The organism is Streptomyces sp. NPDC001714 (assembly GCF_042892755.1).
In the GTDB taxonomy this organism is placed as follows: domain Bacteria; phylum Actinomycetota; class Actinomycetes; order Streptomycetales; family Streptomycetaceae; genus Streptomyces.
The window spans coordinates 441,256-459,261 of the sequence record NZ_JBIAUL010000004.1 but is presented as its reverse complement, the minus strand read 5'-3'; the positions used below and the strand labels follow the sequence as shown (position 1 = coordinate 459,261).

At 71.9% G+C, this 18,006-nt stretch carries 16 protein-coding genes and 1 pseudogene; 7 read left to right on the top strand and 10 right to left on the bottom strand.

What is annotated here, in order from left to right; all coding sequences use genetic code 11:
* A complete protein-coding gene (locus ACFY0P_RS13705) occupies positions 1 to 1,464 on the bottom strand; it encodes a hypothetical protein (protein ID WP_388911161.1) in 1,464 nt (487 codons plus the stop codon).
* Positions 1,465 to 1,584: 120 nt separating this feature from the next.
* Here ACFY0P_RS13705 and ACFY0P_RS13700 point away from each other — a divergent pair, with 120 nt between their 5' ends.
* The 3 genes and pseudogenes from ACFY0P_RS13700 to ACFY0P_RS13690 all read left to right on the top strand — a co-directional run.
* Positions 1,585 to 2,805: an ROK family protein gene (locus ACFY0P_RS13700; protein WP_388911158.1), complete on the top strand. Its 1,221-nt coding sequence runs from the start codon at positions 1,585 to 1,587 to the stop codon at positions 2,803 to 2,805.
* A gap of 509 nt (positions 2,806 to 3,314) precedes the next feature.
* The gene (gene ppdK / locus ACFY0P_RS13695) at positions 3,315 to 6,035 is read left to right on the top strand and encodes a pyruvate, phosphate dikinase (RefSeq protein ID WP_388911155.1); all 2,721 of its coding nucleotides are present in this window, start codon (positions 3,315 to 3,317) and stop codon (positions 6,033 to 6,035) included.
* Positions 6,036 to 6,201: 166 nt separating this feature from the next.
* Positions 6,202 to 6,357: pseudogene (locus tag ACFY0P_RS13690) on the top strand (GNAT family N-acetyltransferase); the annotation flags it as partial.
* A gap of 120 nt (positions 6,358 to 6,477) precedes the next feature.
* Here ACFY0P_RS13690 and ACFY0P_RS13685 read toward each other — a convergent pair.
* The 3 genes from ACFY0P_RS13685 to ACFY0P_RS13675 form a co-directional block, all read right to left on the bottom strand.
* On the bottom strand, positions 6,478 to 6,816 hold the full coding sequence (locus ACFY0P_RS13685; protein ID WP_388911492.1) for a hypothetical protein: 339 nt from the start codon (positions 6,814 to 6,816) through the stop codon (positions 6,478 to 6,480).
* A gap of 28 nt (positions 6,817 to 6,844) precedes the next feature.
* Positions 6,845 to 7,582, bottom strand: a complete 738-nt coding sequence (locus ACFY0P_RS13680; RefSeq protein WP_388911152.1) for a rhomboid family intramembrane serine protease — start codon at positions 7,580 to 7,582, stop codon at positions 6,845 to 6,847.
* A gap of 80 nt (positions 7,583 to 7,662) precedes the next feature.
* Positions 7,663 to 8,766, bottom strand: a complete 1,104-nt coding sequence (locus tag ACFY0P_RS13675; RefSeq protein ID WP_388911149.1) for an Lrp/AsnC family transcriptional regulator — start codon at positions 8,764 to 8,766, stop codon at positions 7,663 to 7,665.
* Between the two features lie 64 nt (positions 8,767 to 8,830).
* Here ACFY0P_RS13675 and ACFY0P_RS13670 point away from each other — a divergent pair, with 64 nt between their 5' ends.
* On the top strand, positions 8,831 to 9,991 hold the full coding sequence (locus tag ACFY0P_RS13670) for an alpha-hydroxy-acid oxidizing protein (RefSeq protein ID WP_388911146.1): 1,161 nt from the start codon (positions 8,831 to 8,833) through the stop codon (positions 9,989 to 9,991).
* 108 nt (positions 9,992 to 10,099) lie between these two features.
* Positions 10,100 to 10,666, top strand: a complete 567-nt coding sequence (locus tag ACFY0P_RS13665) for a TetR/AcrR family transcriptional regulator (RefSeq protein WP_388911144.1) — start codon at positions 10,100 to 10,102, stop codon at positions 10,664 to 10,666.
* A gap of 52 nt (positions 10,667 to 10,718) precedes the next feature.
* On the opposite strand, the gene ACFY0P_RS13660 is transcribed toward ACFY0P_RS13665, so the two are convergent.
* Positions 10,719 to 11,681, bottom strand: a complete 963-nt coding sequence (locus tag ACFY0P_RS13660; RefSeq protein ID WP_388911141.1) for an SDR family NAD(P)-dependent oxidoreductase — start codon at positions 11,679 to 11,681, stop codon at positions 10,719 to 10,721.
* A gap of 166 nt (positions 11,682 to 11,847) precedes the next feature.
* Here ACFY0P_RS13660 and ACFY0P_RS13655 point away from each other — a divergent pair, with 166 nt between their 5' ends.
* Together ACFY0P_RS13655 and ACFY0P_RS13650 are read left to right on the top strand one after the other, a co-directional pair.
* Positions 11,848 to 12,462, top strand: a complete 615-nt coding sequence (locus ACFY0P_RS13655; protein ID WP_388911140.1) for a TetR/AcrR family transcriptional regulator — start codon at positions 11,848 to 11,850, stop codon at positions 12,460 to 12,462.
* A gap of 34 nt (positions 12,463 to 12,496) precedes the next feature.
* On the top strand, positions 12,497 to 13,057 hold the full coding sequence (locus ACFY0P_RS13650) for a YciI family protein (RefSeq protein WP_388911138.1): 561 nt from the start codon (positions 12,497 to 12,499) through the stop codon (positions 13,055 to 13,057).
* Between the two features lie 8 nt (positions 13,058 to 13,065).
* On the opposite strand, the gene ACFY0P_RS13645 is transcribed toward ACFY0P_RS13650, so the two are convergent.
* Genes ACFY0P_RS13645 through ACFY0P_RS13625 form a run of 5 tightly spaced genes read right to left on the bottom strand, consistent with a single transcriptional unit; the run spans position 13,066 to position 17,837 of the window.
* Positions 13,066 to 13,458, bottom strand: a complete 393-nt coding sequence (locus ACFY0P_RS13645) for a VOC family protein (protein WP_388911136.1) — start codon at positions 13,456 to 13,458, stop codon at positions 13,066 to 13,068.
* A 24-nt stretch (positions 13,459 to 13,482) separates the two neighbouring features.
* Positions 13,483 to 14,415, bottom strand: coding sequence for an aminoglycoside phosphotransferase family protein (locus ACFY0P_RS13640; RefSeq protein WP_388911134.1), 933 nt, complete (start codon positions 14,413 to 14,415; stop codon positions 13,483 to 13,485).
* 58 nt (positions 14,416 to 14,473) lie between these two features.
* Positions 14,474 to 14,824, bottom strand: a complete 351-nt coding sequence (gene nirD / locus ACFY0P_RS13635; protein ID WP_388911132.1) for a nitrite reductase small subunit NirD — start codon at positions 14,822 to 14,824, stop codon at positions 14,474 to 14,476.
* Complete coding sequence (nirB, locus tag ACFY0P_RS13630; protein WP_388911131.1) at positions 14,821 to 17,448, bottom strand: nitrite reductase large subunit NirB; 2,628 nt, start codon at positions 17,446 to 17,448, stop codon at positions 14,821 to 14,823. The genes nirD and nirB overlap by 4 nt, the downstream gene beginning before the upstream one ends.
* A complete protein-coding gene (locus ACFY0P_RS13625; protein ID WP_388911129.1) occupies positions 17,448 to 17,837 on the bottom strand; it encodes a hypothetical protein in 390 nt (129 codons plus the stop codon). Before ACFY0P_RS13625 ends, nirB begins: the two co-directional genes overlap by 1 nt.
* Between the last annotated feature and the right edge of the window lie 169 nt (positions 17,838 to 18,006).

Below are 18,006 nucleotides of genomic sequence, written 5' to 3'. Positions count from 1 at the left end.
TCAGCTCTTGTCCAGGTTTTGACGTTCGTTGTGTGGTTCTTCGTGCGACGTGAGGTGCGGTGCCGGGTGCCGCTGGTGGTGCAGATCCAGCGCGAGCGCCGCCGTCCAGCTGAACCCGGTCGCCCCGCACGCCTCGCCGGTGTACGGGTCGACGTACTCGGCGAACCCGCTCGCGTCGGCCGTCCGTACGACCGCCTCGGCGAGCGCGTCCGCCCGCTCCCGCTCGCCCTGTTCGCGCAGCCCCCGCTCCAGCAGCCAGCCGGTGTTGAACCAGGCGGGCCCACGCCAGTAGCGGTGCGGGTCGAAGGCCTCGCCGAGCAGGTCGTAACTGGGGACCAGGCGGGAGCCGGTGCCGAAGTGCGGGCCGTCCAGCGTGCGGACGAGCGCGGCGGCGATCTCCCGGGGCAGGCCGGGCAGGAGCAGCGGGACCAGCCCGGAGACCCCGCGCTCGGGGATCAGCCGGCCGCCCTCGCCGTCCTCGCCGTCCCGCAGGTCCCGGCACAGGAACATCTCCTTCTCCGGGTCCCACAGCCGGTCCACCAGCGCCGCCGTCAGCCGCTCCGCCCGCGCGTGCCGGGCCGTGCCGGGCGCCCCCAGCTCCCGTGCGATGCGGGCGAGGGCGTGCTCGGAGGCGATGAGCAGCGCGTTGAAGGCGGGGTCCTCGACGGCGAAGTCCCTGGCCCGGTCGGCGTATCCGGCGTCCCGGTAGTCGGCCGCCAGGCGCACGTACCGCCCGTAGTCCAGGTCCGTCGGCCGGTCCTCGGCGGCGCCGTGGTCCAGGTCGGCGCGCCGGAAGGAGCGCGCCGGGGCCGGGGTGACCCGGGCGAGGGGGGCGTCCCAGCAGGGGCTGTTGTCCATGCCCTGTTCCCAGGGGTGCATGACGGAGGCCAGCCCGCCGCCGCCCAGGTCGCGCCGGTGCAGCAGGTAGCGGTGCCAGGCGGCGAGGCGTGGGTAGACGCCGGCCAGGAAGCCGCGCGCCCGCGACAGACCCGGGTCGGCCAGGTGCACCAGCCAGGCCGCCAGCGCGTGCACCGGTGGCTGCACGATCCCGGAGGTCTGTACGGTGCGCGGGGCGCCCGCAGCGCGCCCCGCGGTCGAGGAGCGCCAGAAGTCGGGGCTCGGGAAGTACGCGTCGAGGGGCACGGAGGGGTTGAACACGATGTGCGGGATCCGCCCGTCGCCCCACTGGGCGGCCAGCAGCGTCTCCAGCTCCGTCTGTGCGCGCAGCGGCGAGAGGTGCCGCAGGCCGATCGCGATGAACGCCGAGTCCCACGACCACTGGTGCGGATACAGGTTCCGGGAGGGCACGGTCGAGCTGCCGGTCCAGTTGTCGTCGAGCACCCGTGCGGCTCTGACGTGCAGGGACCGTCGTGCGCCGGCGCTCGTGGCGGCGCGGACGGGCGGTGGATCGTATGCAATACCGCGATCGAGCGCATGGGTGGTGAGCTGGGCAGTGCGATCCACTCGGGACTCCCCGAAGACGTCCGGCCGGCCGGGTTTGGCTGTGGCTACCGTAGGGTTACGTCTATTTAACACGCAAAACTCAATATGTAATGCAAGCTTGAGAAACACAAGGGGGTGCGCATGACCGGACGTCCCGGCAGGACCGGCAAGGGCGGCGGACAGGCGAGCGCCGGAGATCTGCTCGAACTGGTCCGCAACGGCCGGGCCGTGACGCGCGGTGCGCTCCAGCAGGCCACCGGGCTCTCCCGCGCGACCGTCGGCCACCGCCTGGACCGCCTGTTCCGGGCGGGCTGGCTGCGCGAGGGCGCCGGCGGCCCGGTCGACTCCCCGCTGGGCGGACGCCCCTCCATAACCCTCGAGTTCGACGACTCCCACGCGATCGTCCTCGCCGCCGACCTGGAGACCCGGCACGCCCGCGCCGCCGTGGTCTCGCTCACCGGCGAGCTCCTCGCCGAGCACTCCGGCACGCTGGTCATCCAGGACGGTCCGGACGCCGTGCTCGGCGAACTCGGGCGCTGGTTCGCCGAGTTGCTGGAGAAGGCCGGCCACCGTGCGACGGAGGTGTGCGGGATCGGCCTCGCGGTGCCGGGGCCGGTCGACACGGACACCGGCCGGGTGGTGCAGCCGCCGATCATGCCGGGCTGGGACGGCTACGACATAAGGGGCCGGCTGGTCAGGGCGTTCACGGAGCACACGGGCGGGCCGGCCGTCCCGGTCCTGGTGGACAACGACGCGAACCTGATGGCGTACGGGGAGCAGTGCACGGGATACCCGGACTGCTCGGCGTTCGTCCTGGTGAAGGTCTCGACGGGGATCGGCGCCGGGGTCGTGGTCGACGGCTCGATCTACCGGGGCGTCGACGGCGGCGCCGGGGACATCGGCCACATCCGGGTGGGTGCCGAGGCGCAGTGCCGCTGCGGTTCGTACGGCTGCCTCGCCGCGGTCGCGAGCGGCGGCGCGGTGGCCCGGCGGCTGGCGGAGGCCGGGGTGCCGGCGGCGTCGGGCTCGGATGTGCGCGACCTGCTCGCCTCCGGCCATCCGGAGGCGGCGGCGCTGGCCCGGGAGGCGGGCCGCCTGGTCGGGGACGTCCTGGCGACGGTCGTGACCCTGCTCAACCCGGGCGTCCTGATGATCGCGGGCGACCTCGCGGGCACCCCGTTCCTGACCGGCGTACGCGAACTGCTCTACCAGCGGGCCCTGCCCCGCTCCACCGCTCATCTGGACGTCGTGACGTCGCGGCTGGGGGAGCGGGCCGGGCTGGTCGGGGCCGGGGCGCTGGTCGTGGAGTACCTGTACGCGCCGGAGCGGGTCGAGGAACGGCTGCTGGCGCTGGGCGTGTGACCGGCACGTTTCCAGTGGGTTCTGGTGTCCGCTCCCGCGTCCGCACGCCGGAGCGGGTCGAGGAACGACTGCTGGCGCTGGGCGTGTGACCGGCACGTTTCCAGTGGGTTCTGGTGTCCGCTCCCGCGTCCGCATGGTGAACTCGGGCGGTCTGTGGGAGCGTGATTCTCGCCACCCTTGATAAGGGTTGCGCTCAGATGAGCGGATCATGAGCGACTGCACTTCTCCAAAGGGTGGCACTGGGTGCCACCCTTTGATCGTTCATCGATCGAAATCAGGTGTGCAGTCTGGCCGCTCACCTGAGCGGAAAGGTGTGGTGCTGAGCGGTCTTGTGTTCAAGAAGTGAAAACACGAACCGGTCTCCGCTTGCCAAGCTTTGACTTTCGATCCCGTGGCGGACGACTGGTTACGAGCGCATGACACACAAGTAGACGTACCCAGGCGCCTTCGATCTGGGTATGTTCCTGGCCGTCAGGGCAGCCACCGAGTCTTCCAGGGAGTCGAGACCCGTGTCGGAAAACAAAGAACCCCACGGAGTGAAGTTCGTTTACGACTTCACCGAGGGAAACAAGGACCTCAAGGACCTCCTGGGTGGCAAGGGCGCGAACCTCGCCGAGATGACCAACCTGGGGCTCCCCGTTCCCCCCGGCTTCACCATCACGACGGAAGCCTGCAAGGTCTACCTCGACAGCGGCGAGGAGCCGACGGCACTGCGTGACGAGGTGAGTGCGCACCTCGGAGCCCTCGAAGAGCGGATGGGCAAGAAGCTCGGCCAGGCCGACAACCCGCTCCTGGTCTCGGTCCGCTCCGGCGCCAAGTTCTCCATGCCCGGCATGATGGACACGGTCCTGAACATCGGCCTCTCCGACAAGTCCGTCCAGGGCCTCGCCAAGCAGGCCGGCGACGACCGCTTCGCGTGGGACTCCTACCGCCGCCTCATCCAGATGTTCGGCAAGACGGTCCTCGGCGTGGACGGCGAGCTCTTCGAGGAGGCCCTGGACGCGGCGAAGGACGCCAAGAACGTCACCGTCGACACGGACCTGGAGGCGGCCGACCTCAAGAAGCTCGTCACCAGGTTCAAGAAGATCGTCAAGACCGAGGCCGGCCGGGACTTCCCGCAGGACCCGCGCGAGCAGATGGATCTCGCGATCCGCGCGGTCTTCGACTCCTGGAACACCGACCGCGCCAAGCTCTACCGCCGCCAGGAGCGCATCCCCGGCGACCTCGGCACGGCCGTCAACGTCTGCTCCATGGTCTTCGGCAACCTCGGCCCGGACTCCGGCACGGGGGTCGCCTTCACCCGCGACCCCGCCTCCGGCCACCAGGGCGTCTACGGCGACTACCTCCAGAACGCCCAGGGCGAGGACGTGGTCGCGGGCATCCGCAACACGGTCCCGCTGGCCGAGCTGGAGAACATCGACAAGAAGTCGTACGACCAGCTGATGCAGATCATGGAGACGCTGGAGAACCACTACAAGGACCTCTGCGACATCGAGTTCACGATCGAGCGCGGTCAGCTGTGGATGCTCCAGACCCGGGTCGGCAAGCGCACGGCGGGCGCGGCCTTCCGGATCGCGACCCAGCTGGTGGACCAGGGCCTGATCGACGAGACGGAGGCCCTCCAGCGCGTGACGGGCGCCCAGCTCGCCCAGCTGATGTTCCCCCGCTTCGACGAGCAGGCGAAGGCCCAGCAGGTCGGCCGCGGCATCGCGGCGTCGCCGGGCGCGGCGGTGGGCAAGGCGGTGTTTGACTCCTACACCGCCGTCAAGTGGTCCCGCTCGGGCGAGAAGGTCATCCTGGTCCGCCGCGAGACCAACCCCGACGACCTCGACGGCATGATCGCCGCCGAGGGCATCCTGACCTCCCGGGGCGGCAAGACCTCGCACGCGGCCGTGGTCGCCCGCGGCATGGGCAAAACGTGTGTGTGCGGCGCCGAGGATCTTGAGGTCGACACCAAGCGCCGCCGCATGACGGTCCCCGGCGGCCACGTGGTCGAGGAGGGCGACGTCATCTCCATCGACGGCTCGTCCGGCAAGGTCTACCTGGGCGAGGTCCCGGTGGTCCCCTCCCCGGTCGTCGAGTACTTCGAGGGCCGGATGCACGCGGGCGCCCAGGACGCCGACGAACTGGTCGAGGCGGTCCACCGCATCATGGCCTTCGCGGACCGCAAGCGCCGGCTGCGCGTGCGCGCCAACGCGGACAACGCCGAGGACGCCCTGCGCGCCCGCCGCTTCGGCGCCCAGGGCATCGGCCTGTGCCGCACCGAGCACATGTTCCTCGGCGACCGCCGCGAACTGGTGGAACGCCTGATCCTGGCGGACACGCAGGAGGACCGCGAGGAGGCACTGAACGCCCTTCTCCCGCTCCAGAAGAAGGACTTCGTCGAGCTCTTCTCGGCGATGGACGGCCTCCCGGTCACGGTCCGCCTCCTCGACCCGCCGCTGCACGAGTTCCTCCCGGACATCACGGAGCTCTCGGTCCGGGTGGCCCTCGCGGAGTCCCGCCAGGAACCCCACGAGAACGAACTCCGCCTCCTCCAGGCGGTCCACCGCCTGCACGAGCAGAACCCGATGCTGGGCCTGCGCGGCGTACGCCTCGGCCTGGTCATCCCCGGCCTGTTCACGATGCAGGTCCGGGCCATCGCCGAGGCCGCCGCGGAACGCAAGAACGCCAAGGGCGACCCGCGGGCCGAGATCATGATCCCCCTGGTCGGCACGGTCCAGGAGCTGGAGATCGTCCGCGAGGAGGCCGACCAGGTCATCGCGGAGGTGGAGGCGGCGACGGGCACCAGCCTCAAACTCTCGATCGGCACGATGATCGAACTCCCGCGAGCGGCCCTGACGGCGGCCCAGATCGCGGAAGCGGCGGAGTTCTTCTCCTTCGGCACCAACGACCTGACCCAGACGGTCTGGGGCTTCAGCCGCGACGACGTGGAGGCCTCCTTCTTCACGGCCTACCTGGAGAAGGGCATCTTCGGCGTCTCCCCCTTCGAGACGATCGACCGGGACGGCGTCGGCTCCCTGGTGGCGGCCGCGGCGAAGGCCGGCCGCGCCACCCGCCCGGAACTGAAACTCGGCGTCTGCGGCGAACACGGCGGCGACCCGGAGTCCGTCCACTTCTTCCACGAGGTGGGCCTGGACTACGTCTCCTGCAGCCCGTTCCGCATCCCGGTGGCCCGCCTGGAAGCGGGCCGGGCGGCGACCCAGTCGGCGGGCAGCGACCACCGCTGAGGCCCTCGCAGGCCTCCCGCGAACCCCGGGTCCGCCGTCCGTCCCCGACCCTCAAGACCGATGGACGGCGGCCCCGGCACGCAAGAAGAGGGGCGGCACCCTGTGCGGGGGTGCCGCCCCTCCGTGCGAGTGGCCAGGGGGTTTGACCGTCTGTTGGCGTGCGCGGATGGAAGATCTGGGCCCCGTGGCGTGGCCGCCCGAGCCGATCGTCACCGAGCGGCTCGTGCTCCGTGAGTCCGAGACCCGGGACCGTGCGGCGTTCGTCGAGCTGCTCGCCTCGCCGCAGGTGCACGCCTACCTCGGCGGTCCCCGGCCGCGTGAGGGCGGCGAAGCAGGGGTTCACCGAGGTGGAGCGAGCAGGATCTGGCCGATCATCGCCCCGTCGAGTTCGGCGAGTTCGAGGCCTGGGGCGCCGAGCAGTGGCTCGGGATGCGGTCCCCGGTCACGTCAGGAGGCGTCCTTCCGCAATGACGTGATGAGGAGGTCGAGGTCCCCGCGTGCCGTGTACGTACGGATCGGATGCCACGATCACCTCGGGATCGGCGGTCTCGTGGACGACGACGTCGACGCCCCGTCGCTTCGGCGGGGACTCCCGGCCCTCCGGCGGCACCGCGAAGTGCTCCTGGAGCTCACGCCGGCTCGGCAACGGCCCGGACTCCGGCGTCGCCATCGGATGCCGGACGTCGGTGACCTCGGCGTACTGGTCGGGCAACTCCTCGACGTTCCGGTCGGCGACTCCGTGGACAAGCCGGAGAAAGACGTCGCGCGGACTCGGTGTCACAAGACCTCCGTGAGGAATGCGCGGGCGGTCAGAGCAGCCCGAGGTCGCCGAGTTCCTTGTACAGGTCGGAGCGGGGCTGTGGGGTGTTGCCGCCGTTCGGTGTCCGGGGGGTGATGTCGCCGGTGGTGGGGCGCGGTGCGCGGCGGTCGCGGAAGAGCCAGGCGCCGACCAGGCCGCCGAGCAGTCCGCCGAGGTGGCCGAGCCAGCTCACGCCCGGGGTGCCGGGGACGGCCACGGTGAGGAGGTAGGCGAAGGACGCGCCCATGACGATCCCGATCAGCGTGTCGATCAGGTGCCGGTCGAAGAGACCCCGCACGACGACGTAGCCGAAGTATCCGAAGATCAGGCCGCTGGCGCCGACCGTCGCCACGTTGCCGTGCTCGAAGAACCAGACGACCAGGCCGCTGCTCAGCGCGATCAGCAGGGTGAGGCCGAGGAACCGGGCCACTCCCCGGTAGGCGGCGAGGAAGCCGAAGACGAACAGGGGGCCGGAGTTGCTCTCGATGTGTGCCCAGCTCCAGTGCAGCAACGGCGCGACCAGGATGTCGGGCAGGGTGCCGACGTCGCCGGAGACCACCGCGTGGTCCCGGGAGAGGGCGTAGTGGTCGGAGAAGTTGGCCAGCTGCACCAGCCACACGACCGCGAGCAGGCCGAACATCACGAAGAACGCCTTCCGCGCCTCCGCGATCATCTGCTCGGGACTCGTCGGTACCGACCCGGTACGGTCCGGTCCGACCCGGTCCCTCTTCGGCACACGCGCACCCATGGCAGGCCCCCCTCGAACGACTGCCGCGTCCCCACCACGGCGCACTCTACGGCAGCCCGGTGACAACGGCCGGGGTCCGGTCACAGGGCCGGTTCCGCCCACAGGTCCGCCGGTACGACGCCGACGGAACGGCCGTGCGCGTCCAGGAGACGGCCGAGGAGCTTGTCCTGGCGCAGGGTGACGACCCGGTCCGCGATGTCGAGGGTCGGGTGGCTCGTCGCCAGGTGGGTCTCCAGGCGGAGGATGTCGCTGACCGAGTGCAGGCTGGCCTGCAGGATGAGGTTCTGCGGGCCGCTGATGGCGGCGCAGTTGCGGGTCTCGGGGAGGCGGATGAGGGACTGGCCGATCTCCGGGAGGTCGGCGGGCGGCACCCTGGCCCAGAACGTGACGGCGACCGGCCAGCCGCCGAGCGGGCGGGCGAAGTCGCAGCGGAAGCGGGCCAGGCCGCGGCGGGTGAGGGCCTCGACGCGGCGCTTGGCGGTGGAGAGGCTGACGCCGAGGTCCCGCGCCAGGGCCTGGTAGGGCGCGCGGCCGTCGTGGGCGAGGCGGGTGGCGAGGGCGCGGTCGAAGGGGGTGAGCTGCCGATCGGCGGTCCGTTGTGCGGAGGGGGCGGGGGCGGGCGCCCGGGCCGTCAGCCGGGCGCGCTGGGCCGGGGCCAGGGCGGCGATCCGCCAGCGGCCGCCCTCGGTGAACATGTGGGTGACGATCCGGGACCGTACGGTGGTGATGCCCGGCAGGTGGGGGAGCAGGTCGAGGGTGTAGCGGGACAGGGCCGGCAGGTCGCGGGTGGCGACCGTGGCGAGGATGTCGTGGCCGGAGGCGGTCCGCTCGATCGTCACCATGTGGGGGTGGGCGCTCAGGGCCTCGGCGACCCGGGCCGTGGTTCCGGGAGCGCAGTCGATCACGACGTACGCCACGCAGATCTGCTCCAGCAGGCGCGGGCCGGGGGAGAGGCCGACCCAGGCCGTGCCGTGCACGCGGAGGCGGTGGAAGCGGCGGGCCACCGTGACCGGGTCGACGCCCAGGGCGCGTCCGAGTTCGGTCCAGGAGGCCCGCGGGCTCAGCTGCAGCGCGTTGATCAGCGCCAGCTCGTCCTCGCTCAGCAGAGCCGGAGGCGCGGCAGCATCCTGCGCCTGCTCGCCAGATGAGCCGGAATCCTGCGTCTCGGTGCCGTTGTGCGCCACTCTCCCATTGTGGACTTCCAGGGGCCCGCACCCCGCGGGCGCAGTCGTGAAGAAGGGCCGGAACATGGCGTTCGCCGACTACCAGAACGAGATCTACCTCGACGGGCTGCGCGGAGTGGTGCCGCGGTTCCCGATGTCGTACGACGATCTGGAGCCGCTGGCCCTGGCCGCGCTGCCCCCTGCGGTGCGCTCGTACGTCGCGGGCGGTGCCGGTGACGAGCGGACGCAGCGGGCCAATGTCAGCGCGTTCGAGCGCTGGGGGCTGGTGCCGCGCATGCTGGTGGGGGCCACGGAGCGGGACCTGTCCGTCGACCTGTTCGGGCTGCGGCTGCCCTCGCCGCTGTTCATGGCCCCGGTCGGGGTGATCGGGCTGTGCGCGCAGGACGGTCACGGTGACCTCGCCGTCGCCCGCGCGGCCGCCCGTACCGGCGTACCGATGGTCGCCTCCACGCTGACCGTCGACCCGCTGGAGCAGGTGGCCGCCGAGTTCGGCTCCACTCCGGGGTTCTTCCAGCTCTACACCCCCACCGACCGGGAGCTGGCCGAGAGCCTGGTGCACCGGGCCGGGAAGGCCGGGTTCAAGGGGATCGTGGTCACCCTCGACACCTGGATCACCGGCTGGCGGCCCCGCGACCTGAGCACCGGCAACTTCCCGCAACTGCGCGGGAACTGCCTGGCCAACTACACCAGCGACCCCGTCTTCCGCGCCCGCCTCGGCAAGAACCCGGAGGACGACCCGCAGGCCGCCGTCGCGCTCTGGGCGGGGATCTTCGGCAACCCGCTCACCTGGGACGACCTGCCCTGGCTGCGGTCGATCACCGACCTGCCGCTGATCCTCAAGGGCCTGTGCCACCCCGAGGACGTCCGCCGCGCCAAGGACGCCGGCGTGGACGGCGTCTACTGCTCCAACCACGGCGGCCGCCAGGCCAACGGCGGCCTGCCCGCCCTCGACGTGCTGCCGGAGGTGGTCGAGGCCGCCGACGGCCTGCCCGTCCTGTTCGACTCCGGGGTGCGCAGCGGCGCCGACATCGCCAAGGCGGTCGCGCTGGGCGCCACCGCCGTGGGGGTGGGCCGTCCTTACGCGTACGGTCTCGCCAACGGCGGTGAGGAGGGCCTCGTCCACATCCTGCGGGCGCTGCTCGCCGAGGTCGACCTGATCATGGCCGTGGACGGCTACCCGACGCTCGCCGACCTCACGCCGGAGGCCCTGCGCCGCGTCGTCTGACCGCTCACGGTGCTCTCTCTCGTGCTCGCGTGTGCTCTGCCCGTGTGCGCCTCACCCCCCACTGAGCAGAATCTACAAAACATGTATAGCGGTCTATATGGTGTGCATGTGACCGCGACCCGAGGGGACACCCGGCGCCGCGAGCAGGTGCTCGCGGCGGCGCTGACCGTTTTCGCCACGTTCGGCTACCCCAGGACGTCGATGGACGCGGTGGCCCGGGCCGCCGGCATCTCCCGCCCCGGTCTGTACTTCCTCTTCTCCGGCAAGGAGGAGCTGTTCCGCGAGACCATGCGGCAGGAGCTGGACCGGGCGCTGGCGGACGTCCGTACGGCACTGGCCGCACCCGGCGCGGACCTCGACGCCCGCCTGGTGGCCGCGCTCGACGCGAACCTCGGCCGGTACGTCGGCACCCACCTCAACGAGGGCGTCGACGAACTGCTGGAGCACGGCACCGCGCAGCTCCACGACCTGTACGGCGACTACCGGAACGCCTTCCTCGACACGCTCGCGGAGGCGATCACCGACTCCGGCCGGCCGGTGACCGGCAGCGCCACGCCCCACCAGCTCGCCGAGGTCCTGCAGGCGGCCGGCGAGGGCTGGAAGCACCGCGTCGCCGACCGCGCGGAGTTCGTGCGCAGGCTGCGCGTGGCGGTCGCGGTGGCGTTGCGGCCGTAGGGCCGCGCCGCAGGACTCGTCACGGTGACCGACGGCTGAAAGCGGGCGGGCCTCAGGCGGGGACCGTCCCCGTCGTCGCCAGCAGGTCGGTGGAGAGCCGCCACAGGCGGGCCGCGCGGCCGGGGTCCAGGGCGTGCGCGGCCACTCCTCGGCGGATGCCGGGCCGGTGGGGGCCGGCCTCGCCGCAGTCCTCGAAGTACCGCCCGGTCACGCCCTCGACCAGCGGGGAGGCAGCGAGCAGCGCCGAGGTGGCGGCGCCCTGCTCGATGTTCTTCCAGGACACGTCGGTGCTGGTGGCGCCGAACGAAGCGGGGCTGTTGGAGATGTCCCCGATGTGCCGGCCGAGCCGGGTGCTGGTGATGCGACCGGGGTTGAGGGCGTTGACGGTGACCTGGTCGGGGGCCCAGCGGCGGGCCGCCTCGACGGTGAACAGGACGTTGGCGGTCTTGGACTGGCTGTAGGCCGCCCACGGGTCGTAGGGGTGCCGCTCGAAGTTGACGTCGTCGAAGAGGACGTCGCCGTTGACGTGGCCGACCGAGCTGACCGCGACGACGCGGGCGCCGTGCGCCGAGGCGAGGGCGCCGTGCAGGCCGGTGGCGAGGGCGAAGTGGCCGAGGTGGTTGGTGGCGAACTGCATCTCCCAGCCCTCCCGCGTCCGCTGGAGCGGCGTGGCCATGACGCCGGCGTTGAGGACGAGGATGTGCAGCGGGCTCTGCCAGGCATCGGTGAAGGCGCGCACGGAGCGCTGGTCGGCGAGGTCGAGGAGGGCGGCGCGTACGCTGCCCGGTCCACTCGCCGGGGCGATCTCCTCGGCGGCCCGCACGCCTGCCGCCAGGTCGCGGACGCCGATGGTGACCTCGGCGCCGGCGGCACCGAGGGCGCGCGCGGTCTCGCGTCCGATGCCGGAGGCTCCGCCGGTGACGACGGCGCGCCTGCCGCTGAGGCCGACTCCGGTGAGCACCTCGGCGGCGGTGCTCAGGGCTCCGAAGGGGGTGGTGATGAGGGGGCGGGACATGGGGCTCTCCAGGAAGGTGGTGGAACACGGGGAGCGGCCGTGGGCGCGGCCGGTGGCGTCGGGGCAGGGGCCGTCGTACGCTCATATCCGGAACTGGTTCCGGTTCGCTTCTCGACACTAAGCGGAACCGGTTCCGGTTGCAAGTGGTGACGAGGAGGGGGCTGGGTTGACCGGCATCGACGAGGGCGCGGCGACGTCCCGCAGGCCGTTGCGCGCGGATGCGCAGCGCAACGAGGACCGGCTGCTGGAGGCCGCGGCGGCGGCGTTCGCCCGCGAGGGGGCGGGTGCCTCGGTCAAGGACATCGCCCGCCGGGCGGGCGTCGGTGTCGGCACCCTCTACCGCAGGTTCCCGTCCAAGGAGTTGCTCATCGAGGCCGTCTACCGGCACGAGGTGCAGCGCCTGTGCGAAGCGGCGGATGAGCTGGCGGCCGCGCTGCCGGCGGCGGAGGCGCTGCGGGCGTGGATGGAGCGGTTCATCGACTTCATGGCGGCGAAGCAGGGGATGGCCGACGCGTTGCGGATGATCCTGACCGACGAGAGCGAGAAGCTGCACACCCGGACACTGCTGGTCGACGCGATCGCCCACCTGCTGGGCGCGGGGGAGGGGGCGAAGGCGGTGCGGCCGGGGGTGGACGCGCGCGATGTGCTGATGGCGCTCGGGGGGATCAGCCTGATGGCGGCGAACGAGGGACAGCGTGAACTGGCCGGCCGGCTCATCGACTTGCTGCTGCGCGGGGTGGTGGGGGACCAGGGAGGGGCGGAGCCAGGGAAACCGGGTTGAGAGGCCGGGCGGTCCTGCGGAAGGCTCCGCAGCCATGGAGTTCTTCTGTCACCACCGTGACCGGGCCGGCTCCCTCGCCCTGCGCCAGGAGCTGGTGGAGGAGCACTGGGCCTACATGGACCGGTACGCGGACGTGCTGATCGCCCGCGGGCCCACCTTCGCCGCCGACGGCGAGACGCCCACCGGGAGCGTGCACGTCGTCGATCTGCCCGATCCGGCCGCCGCCCGTGCGTTCGCCTTCGACGAGCCCAACTACCAGGCCGGCGTGTACCGGGACGTGCTGCTGCGGCGGTGGCGCAGCATGCTGGGGCGCACCATGTGGGAGTTCCCGGGCGGACGGGCCGGCGGTGACCGGTATCTCGTGCTCGGTCTCGGGCCGGTGCAGGCCGCCGTCGACGATCTCCGGCTGCCCACCGGCATCGACCACGACGAGCTGATCGCCTTCGGGCCGCTGCTGTCCGATGACGCCACCACCTGGGTGGGGACCGCCGCGCTGGTCCGGGCCCCGGATCCGGACGCGGCACGGGCCGTTCTGGCTCCGGCCCGGTACGCGGACGTGGAGGTGCACGACTGGGAGTTCGGCGGGCGACGGTGACCGGACGGCTATGAGGTGAGGGGGAACAGGCAGAACTCGTTGCCCTCGGGATCCGCCAGCACCGTGTGATCGTCATGGCGGGCGATCACCGACGCGCCGAGCTCCGTCAGCCGTACGGTCTCCGTTCCCACGTCGGCTGCCCGGAGGTCCAGGTGCACGCGGTTCTTGAGCCGTTTCTGTTCCGGGACGAGTTGGAACCACAGGCGGGGACCCCGGCCCGACGCCGGTTCGACCAGGACCGTCGGGTCGTCCTCGGGGCCGGTGAAGCCCAGGTCGCGCAGGCGGGTCAGCTCGGTCTCGTCGTACGGGGCCACCGCGTGGCCGTCCAGCGTGGCCGCCCAGAAGCGGGCCGCCGACGCCGGGTGGGCGGAGTCGAAGACGATGTCGTGGAGGTGAGCCATGCGCGCATTGTGCACAGCATGCCCCTACCCGACCAGCAACTCCGCCAGTTCGTCGGCGAATTCCGTGATGCGGTCCAGCTGCGGGCCGCCGCGTGCGATGCGGAAACCGTGCCGGCGGCCCCAGAACGCCGCCTGCACGGCGTGGAACTGGGCCCAGCGCCGGACGCGTTCGCGGTCCAGTTCCGCTGCTTCGGCGAAGACGTCCAGGAGGCGGTGGACGGTCTTCGGCAGGTCGGCGGACTGTATGAGGCTCAGCGCGCGGGACTTGAGGAGGGTCCCGCCGTCGTACGCCGGGTCACCCGCGTAGCCCTTCGGGTCGACCGCCAGCCACGGCTCCCGGTCCGCCCGCAGGATGTTGCGTGCGTGCAGGTCGCCGTGGATGAGGGTGTCCGGCTGGGTCCGGCCCAGTTCCCGGGCCGTGGCGACAGCCGCGTCCAGCGTACGGGGCGGCAGTGCGTGGGACAGCTCGGCGGCGTTCTCGCGCAGCTCCGCCGCCCATGTGTCGGCGCGGTCCCGGAGCCGGGGCAGGCCCGGTGGGGCCGGGACGGCCAGGCGGCGGCTCAGGCGGCCCGCGATCGTCATCACCGTCTCGTCGTCGGACTCCAGCGCCGCCAGCGTCGATACGTGCGCCCGCTCCAGGAGGAGGGCGAAGCGGGCGTCGTCGCGCCCATGGAGGCGGACCGCGCCACGGCCCGCCCACGCCTCGAACGCGTCCGGTTCGTGGACGTTGCCGGGGTGGGGAAAAGACACCTTGACGACGCAGCGGCGGCCGGAGGACCGCAGCCGGACCGGGACGATCAACCCCACACCGCCGTGCGTCACCTCGCCGTCGGGTACGCAGTCCCAGCGCCGCAGCAAGTCCTCGACCGTCGCCGGGAGCCCGGTGATCCAGGCCGCTCCGCGGTCACCCTCGCGGTCGATCGTGCCCCGCACCAGTGCCTCTGGAATGCCGATCATCCTGGCACCCTACGCTGCGCAGGGTGCGGCGTACGGCCGCGTCCGGCTGGCTCGGGGCCTACGCGGCCCGCACCTGGTACGCCGTCACCCGTACCGCCTCGTCGTCCAGGCACGCGCCGGTCTCCAGGTCGAAGCGCTGCTTGAGGAGCGGGGAGGCGACGAACGGGCGGCCCTGGTGGGTGCCGGTCAGGCCGCGGGAGAGGACCGCCGCGCCGCCGAACGGGTCGCGGTTGTCGATGGCGTAGAGACGGTCGGTGCGGTCGCGGAAGACGGCGGCCTGGCGGCCGTCCGGGAGGAGTACGGCCACGCCCCGGCCGGGGGTGAGCAGGCTCAGGTCGCAGACCGTGAACCAGCTGTCCGCCAGCTGGAGTTGGACCTTCAGGTCGGTGGTCTCGGGGGCCAGGGTCATCGCTGGGAGCTTCCTTCCAGAACGGTCGCCGTGCCGTCCGCGCGGCGCAGGCCGATGGACAGCAGCGGCAGGTCGGGCTTCATCTGGTCCCGCTCGGGCACGAAGCCGACGACCGGGTCGGGGGTGTCGGGGGCGTTGACGAAGGACACGAACCGGGCGAGCTTCTCCGGGTTGTTGATGGTGGTCGCCCACTCGTCCGCGTAGGCGGACACGTGCGCCGCCATCAGGGACTCCAGCTCCTCGCAGATGCCCAGGGAGTCCTCGACCACCACGTCACGGACGTGGTCCAGGCCGCCCGGGATCCGCTCCAGCCAGGTCGACGTGCGCTCCAGGCGGTCGGCCGTACGGATGTAGAACATCAGGAAACGGTCGATCAGCCGGACCAGTTCGGCGTCGGTGAGGTCCTGGGCGAGCAGGTCCGCGTGGCGCGGGGTGGCGCCGCCGTTGCCGCCGACGTACAGGTTCCAGCCGTTGGAGGTGGCGATGACGCCGAAGTCCTTCGACTGGGCCTCCGCGCACTCGCGGGCGCAGCCGGATACGGCGGACTTGAGCTTGTGCGGCGACCTGAGCCCCCGGTAGCGCAGCTCCAGGTCGATCGCCATCCGCACCGAGTCCTGGACGCCGTAGCGGCACCAGGTGGACCCCACGCAGGACTTGACGGTCCGCAGGGCCTTTCCGTACGCGTGGCCCGACTCGAAACCGGCGTCCACCAACCGCATCCAGATCAGCGGGAGCTGTTCGACGCGGGCGCCGAACATGTCGATCCGCTGGCCGCCGGTGATCTTCGTGTAGAGACCGAAGTCGCGGGCGATCTCGCCGATCGTGATCAGGCCCTCCGGGGTGATCTCGCCGCCGGGGATGCGCGGGACGACCGAATACGAGCCGTTCTTCTGGAGGTTGGCGAGGAAGTGGTCGTTGCTGTCCTGCAGCGCCGCCTGTTCGCCGTCCAGGACGTAGCCGCTCGCGCCGATCGTCGGGGCGAGGGAGGCGATGATCGAGGCCACCGCCGGCTTGCAGACCTCGCAGCCGTCGCCGCCCTTGGCGCCGTCGCGGCCGTACCGGTCGAGCAGGTCCCGGTACGTGTTGACGCGGAGCGCGAGGACGATCTCGTACAGCTCCTCGCGGGTCTGCGCGAAGCAGCCGCACAGGCCCTTGTCGACCTCGACACCGGACGCCTCCAGCTCGGCGGTGACCAGCTGGCCGAGCACCTTGACGCAACTACCGCATGTCGTACCGGCCTTGGTGCACTTCTTCACCTCGGGCACGGTGGTGCAGCGGTGCTCGGTGACGGCGCCGCGGATCGTGCCCTTGCGGACGTTGTTGCAGGAGCAGATGATCGCGTCGTCCGGTAGCGCGGTCGGGCCCAGCTGGACCGGCTCCCCGGCGCCGGCGGGCAGCACCAGCGACTCGGGCGCGACCGGCGGGACCGAACCGGTGAACGCCTTCAGCGTGCCGTAGGCCTCCGCGTCACCGACCAGGATGCCGCCGAGCAGGGTGCCGTCCCGGCCGATGACCAGCTTCTTGTACAGGCCCGAACGCGAGTCGGAGTAGACGACGTCCAGGCAGTCCTCGGTCGTGCCGTGCGCGTCGCCGAAGGAGGCCACGTCCACGCCGAGCAGCTTCAGCTTGGTGGACAGGTCGGCACCGGTGAACGTCAGCTGCTCGGCCTCGTCGGCGGCGATGGTCGCCGCGGCCGTCTCGGCCTGCTCGTAGCCCGGCGCCACCAGCCCGTACACCCGGCCGTCCGCCGCCAGCGCGCACTCGCCGATCGCGAACACGTGCGGGTCGGACACCGTACGGCACCGCTCGTCGACGGTGATGCCGCCGCGTTCGCCGACCGTCAGACCGCAGTCCCGGGCGAGTTGGTCCCGCGGCCGGACCCCGGCGCTGAACACCACCAGGTCGGTGGCGAGTTCGGAACCGTCGGACAGCTTCATCCCCGTCACGGCACCCTCGGAGTCGACCACGATCTCCTGCGTGCCGACGCCGGTGTGGACCGTCAGGCCCATCTCCTCGATGGTGCGCAGCAGGGCCGCGCCACCGCCCTCGTCCACCTGCACCGGCATCAGCCGGGGTGCGAACTCCACGATGTGGGAGGTGAGGCCGAGCCCCTTCAGCGCACCGGCCGCCTCCAGCCCCAGCAGCCCGCCGCCGACCACCGCGCCCACGGCCGCCCTCGACTTCGCGTACTCCTCGATCGCGAGCAGGTCCTCGATCGTGCGGTAGACGAAGCAGCCGGTCGCGTCCTTGTTGGGGACCGGGGGCACGAACGGGTAGGAGCCGGTGGCGAGTACGAGCGTGTCGTAGGCGATGACCTTGCCGGACCTGGCCGTCACCGTCCTCGCCGCACGGTCGACCGTCTCCGCCGGGTCGCCGACGTACAGCTCGATGCCGTGGGTGTCGATGAACTCCATGTCGGTCATGGAGAGTTCGTCGGGGGTGCGGCCCGAGAAGTAGGAGGTGAGGGCGACGCGGTCGTACGCGGGGCGCGGCTCCTCGCACAGCACGACCACGCGGTGCGTGGCGGTCAGGCCACGCTCGGCGAGCGCCTCGAGGAAGCGCTGACCGACCATGCCGTGGCCGACGAGCACGATCGTGGGGGTGGCCCCGGGGGTGGTGGTCATCAGGAGCCTCCATCGTTGGTGAGCAGGCGGAGCAGGGGGCGACCGCGCTCGGAGCGCACGCCCGTCCGCAGCACGCCTTCCGGCTGTACGTGGTCCGGCTGTACGTGGTCAGGTAGTACGTGCTCCGGCTGTACGTGCTCCGGCTGTACGTGGTCCGGCGTGTCGTATGCGATCGCGGGGCTGTCGGCGCGGCCGGCGGTCCGGGCGGCGCGGACGGGGCCGGGCACCTGGGCCCCGGCGGGGCCGCCGCAGGTGGGGCGGGCGGTCACCTCGGAAGCGTGGCGGGGCGACTCGGGCGTCACGGGGGCGCCGAGTTCGCCGGGCCGCCGGGCGGGACGGGCGCCCGCGCGGCCGGCGCCGATCACCACCACACGCGTATTCGAGGTCATACCCAGGAGCGTGCGGCGCCGAGGTTACCCGGCCGCATCACCGCTGTTTCCCGTGAGGAACGCTGCCCTCTTCGGGGACGGGAGGAGGGTGTGAGGGGTCCGGGGGAGGGACGGCGGGGACTGTGAGGTGGCGGAAACGCGGGGCGGCGGTCGGCCTGCGCCGCAGGTG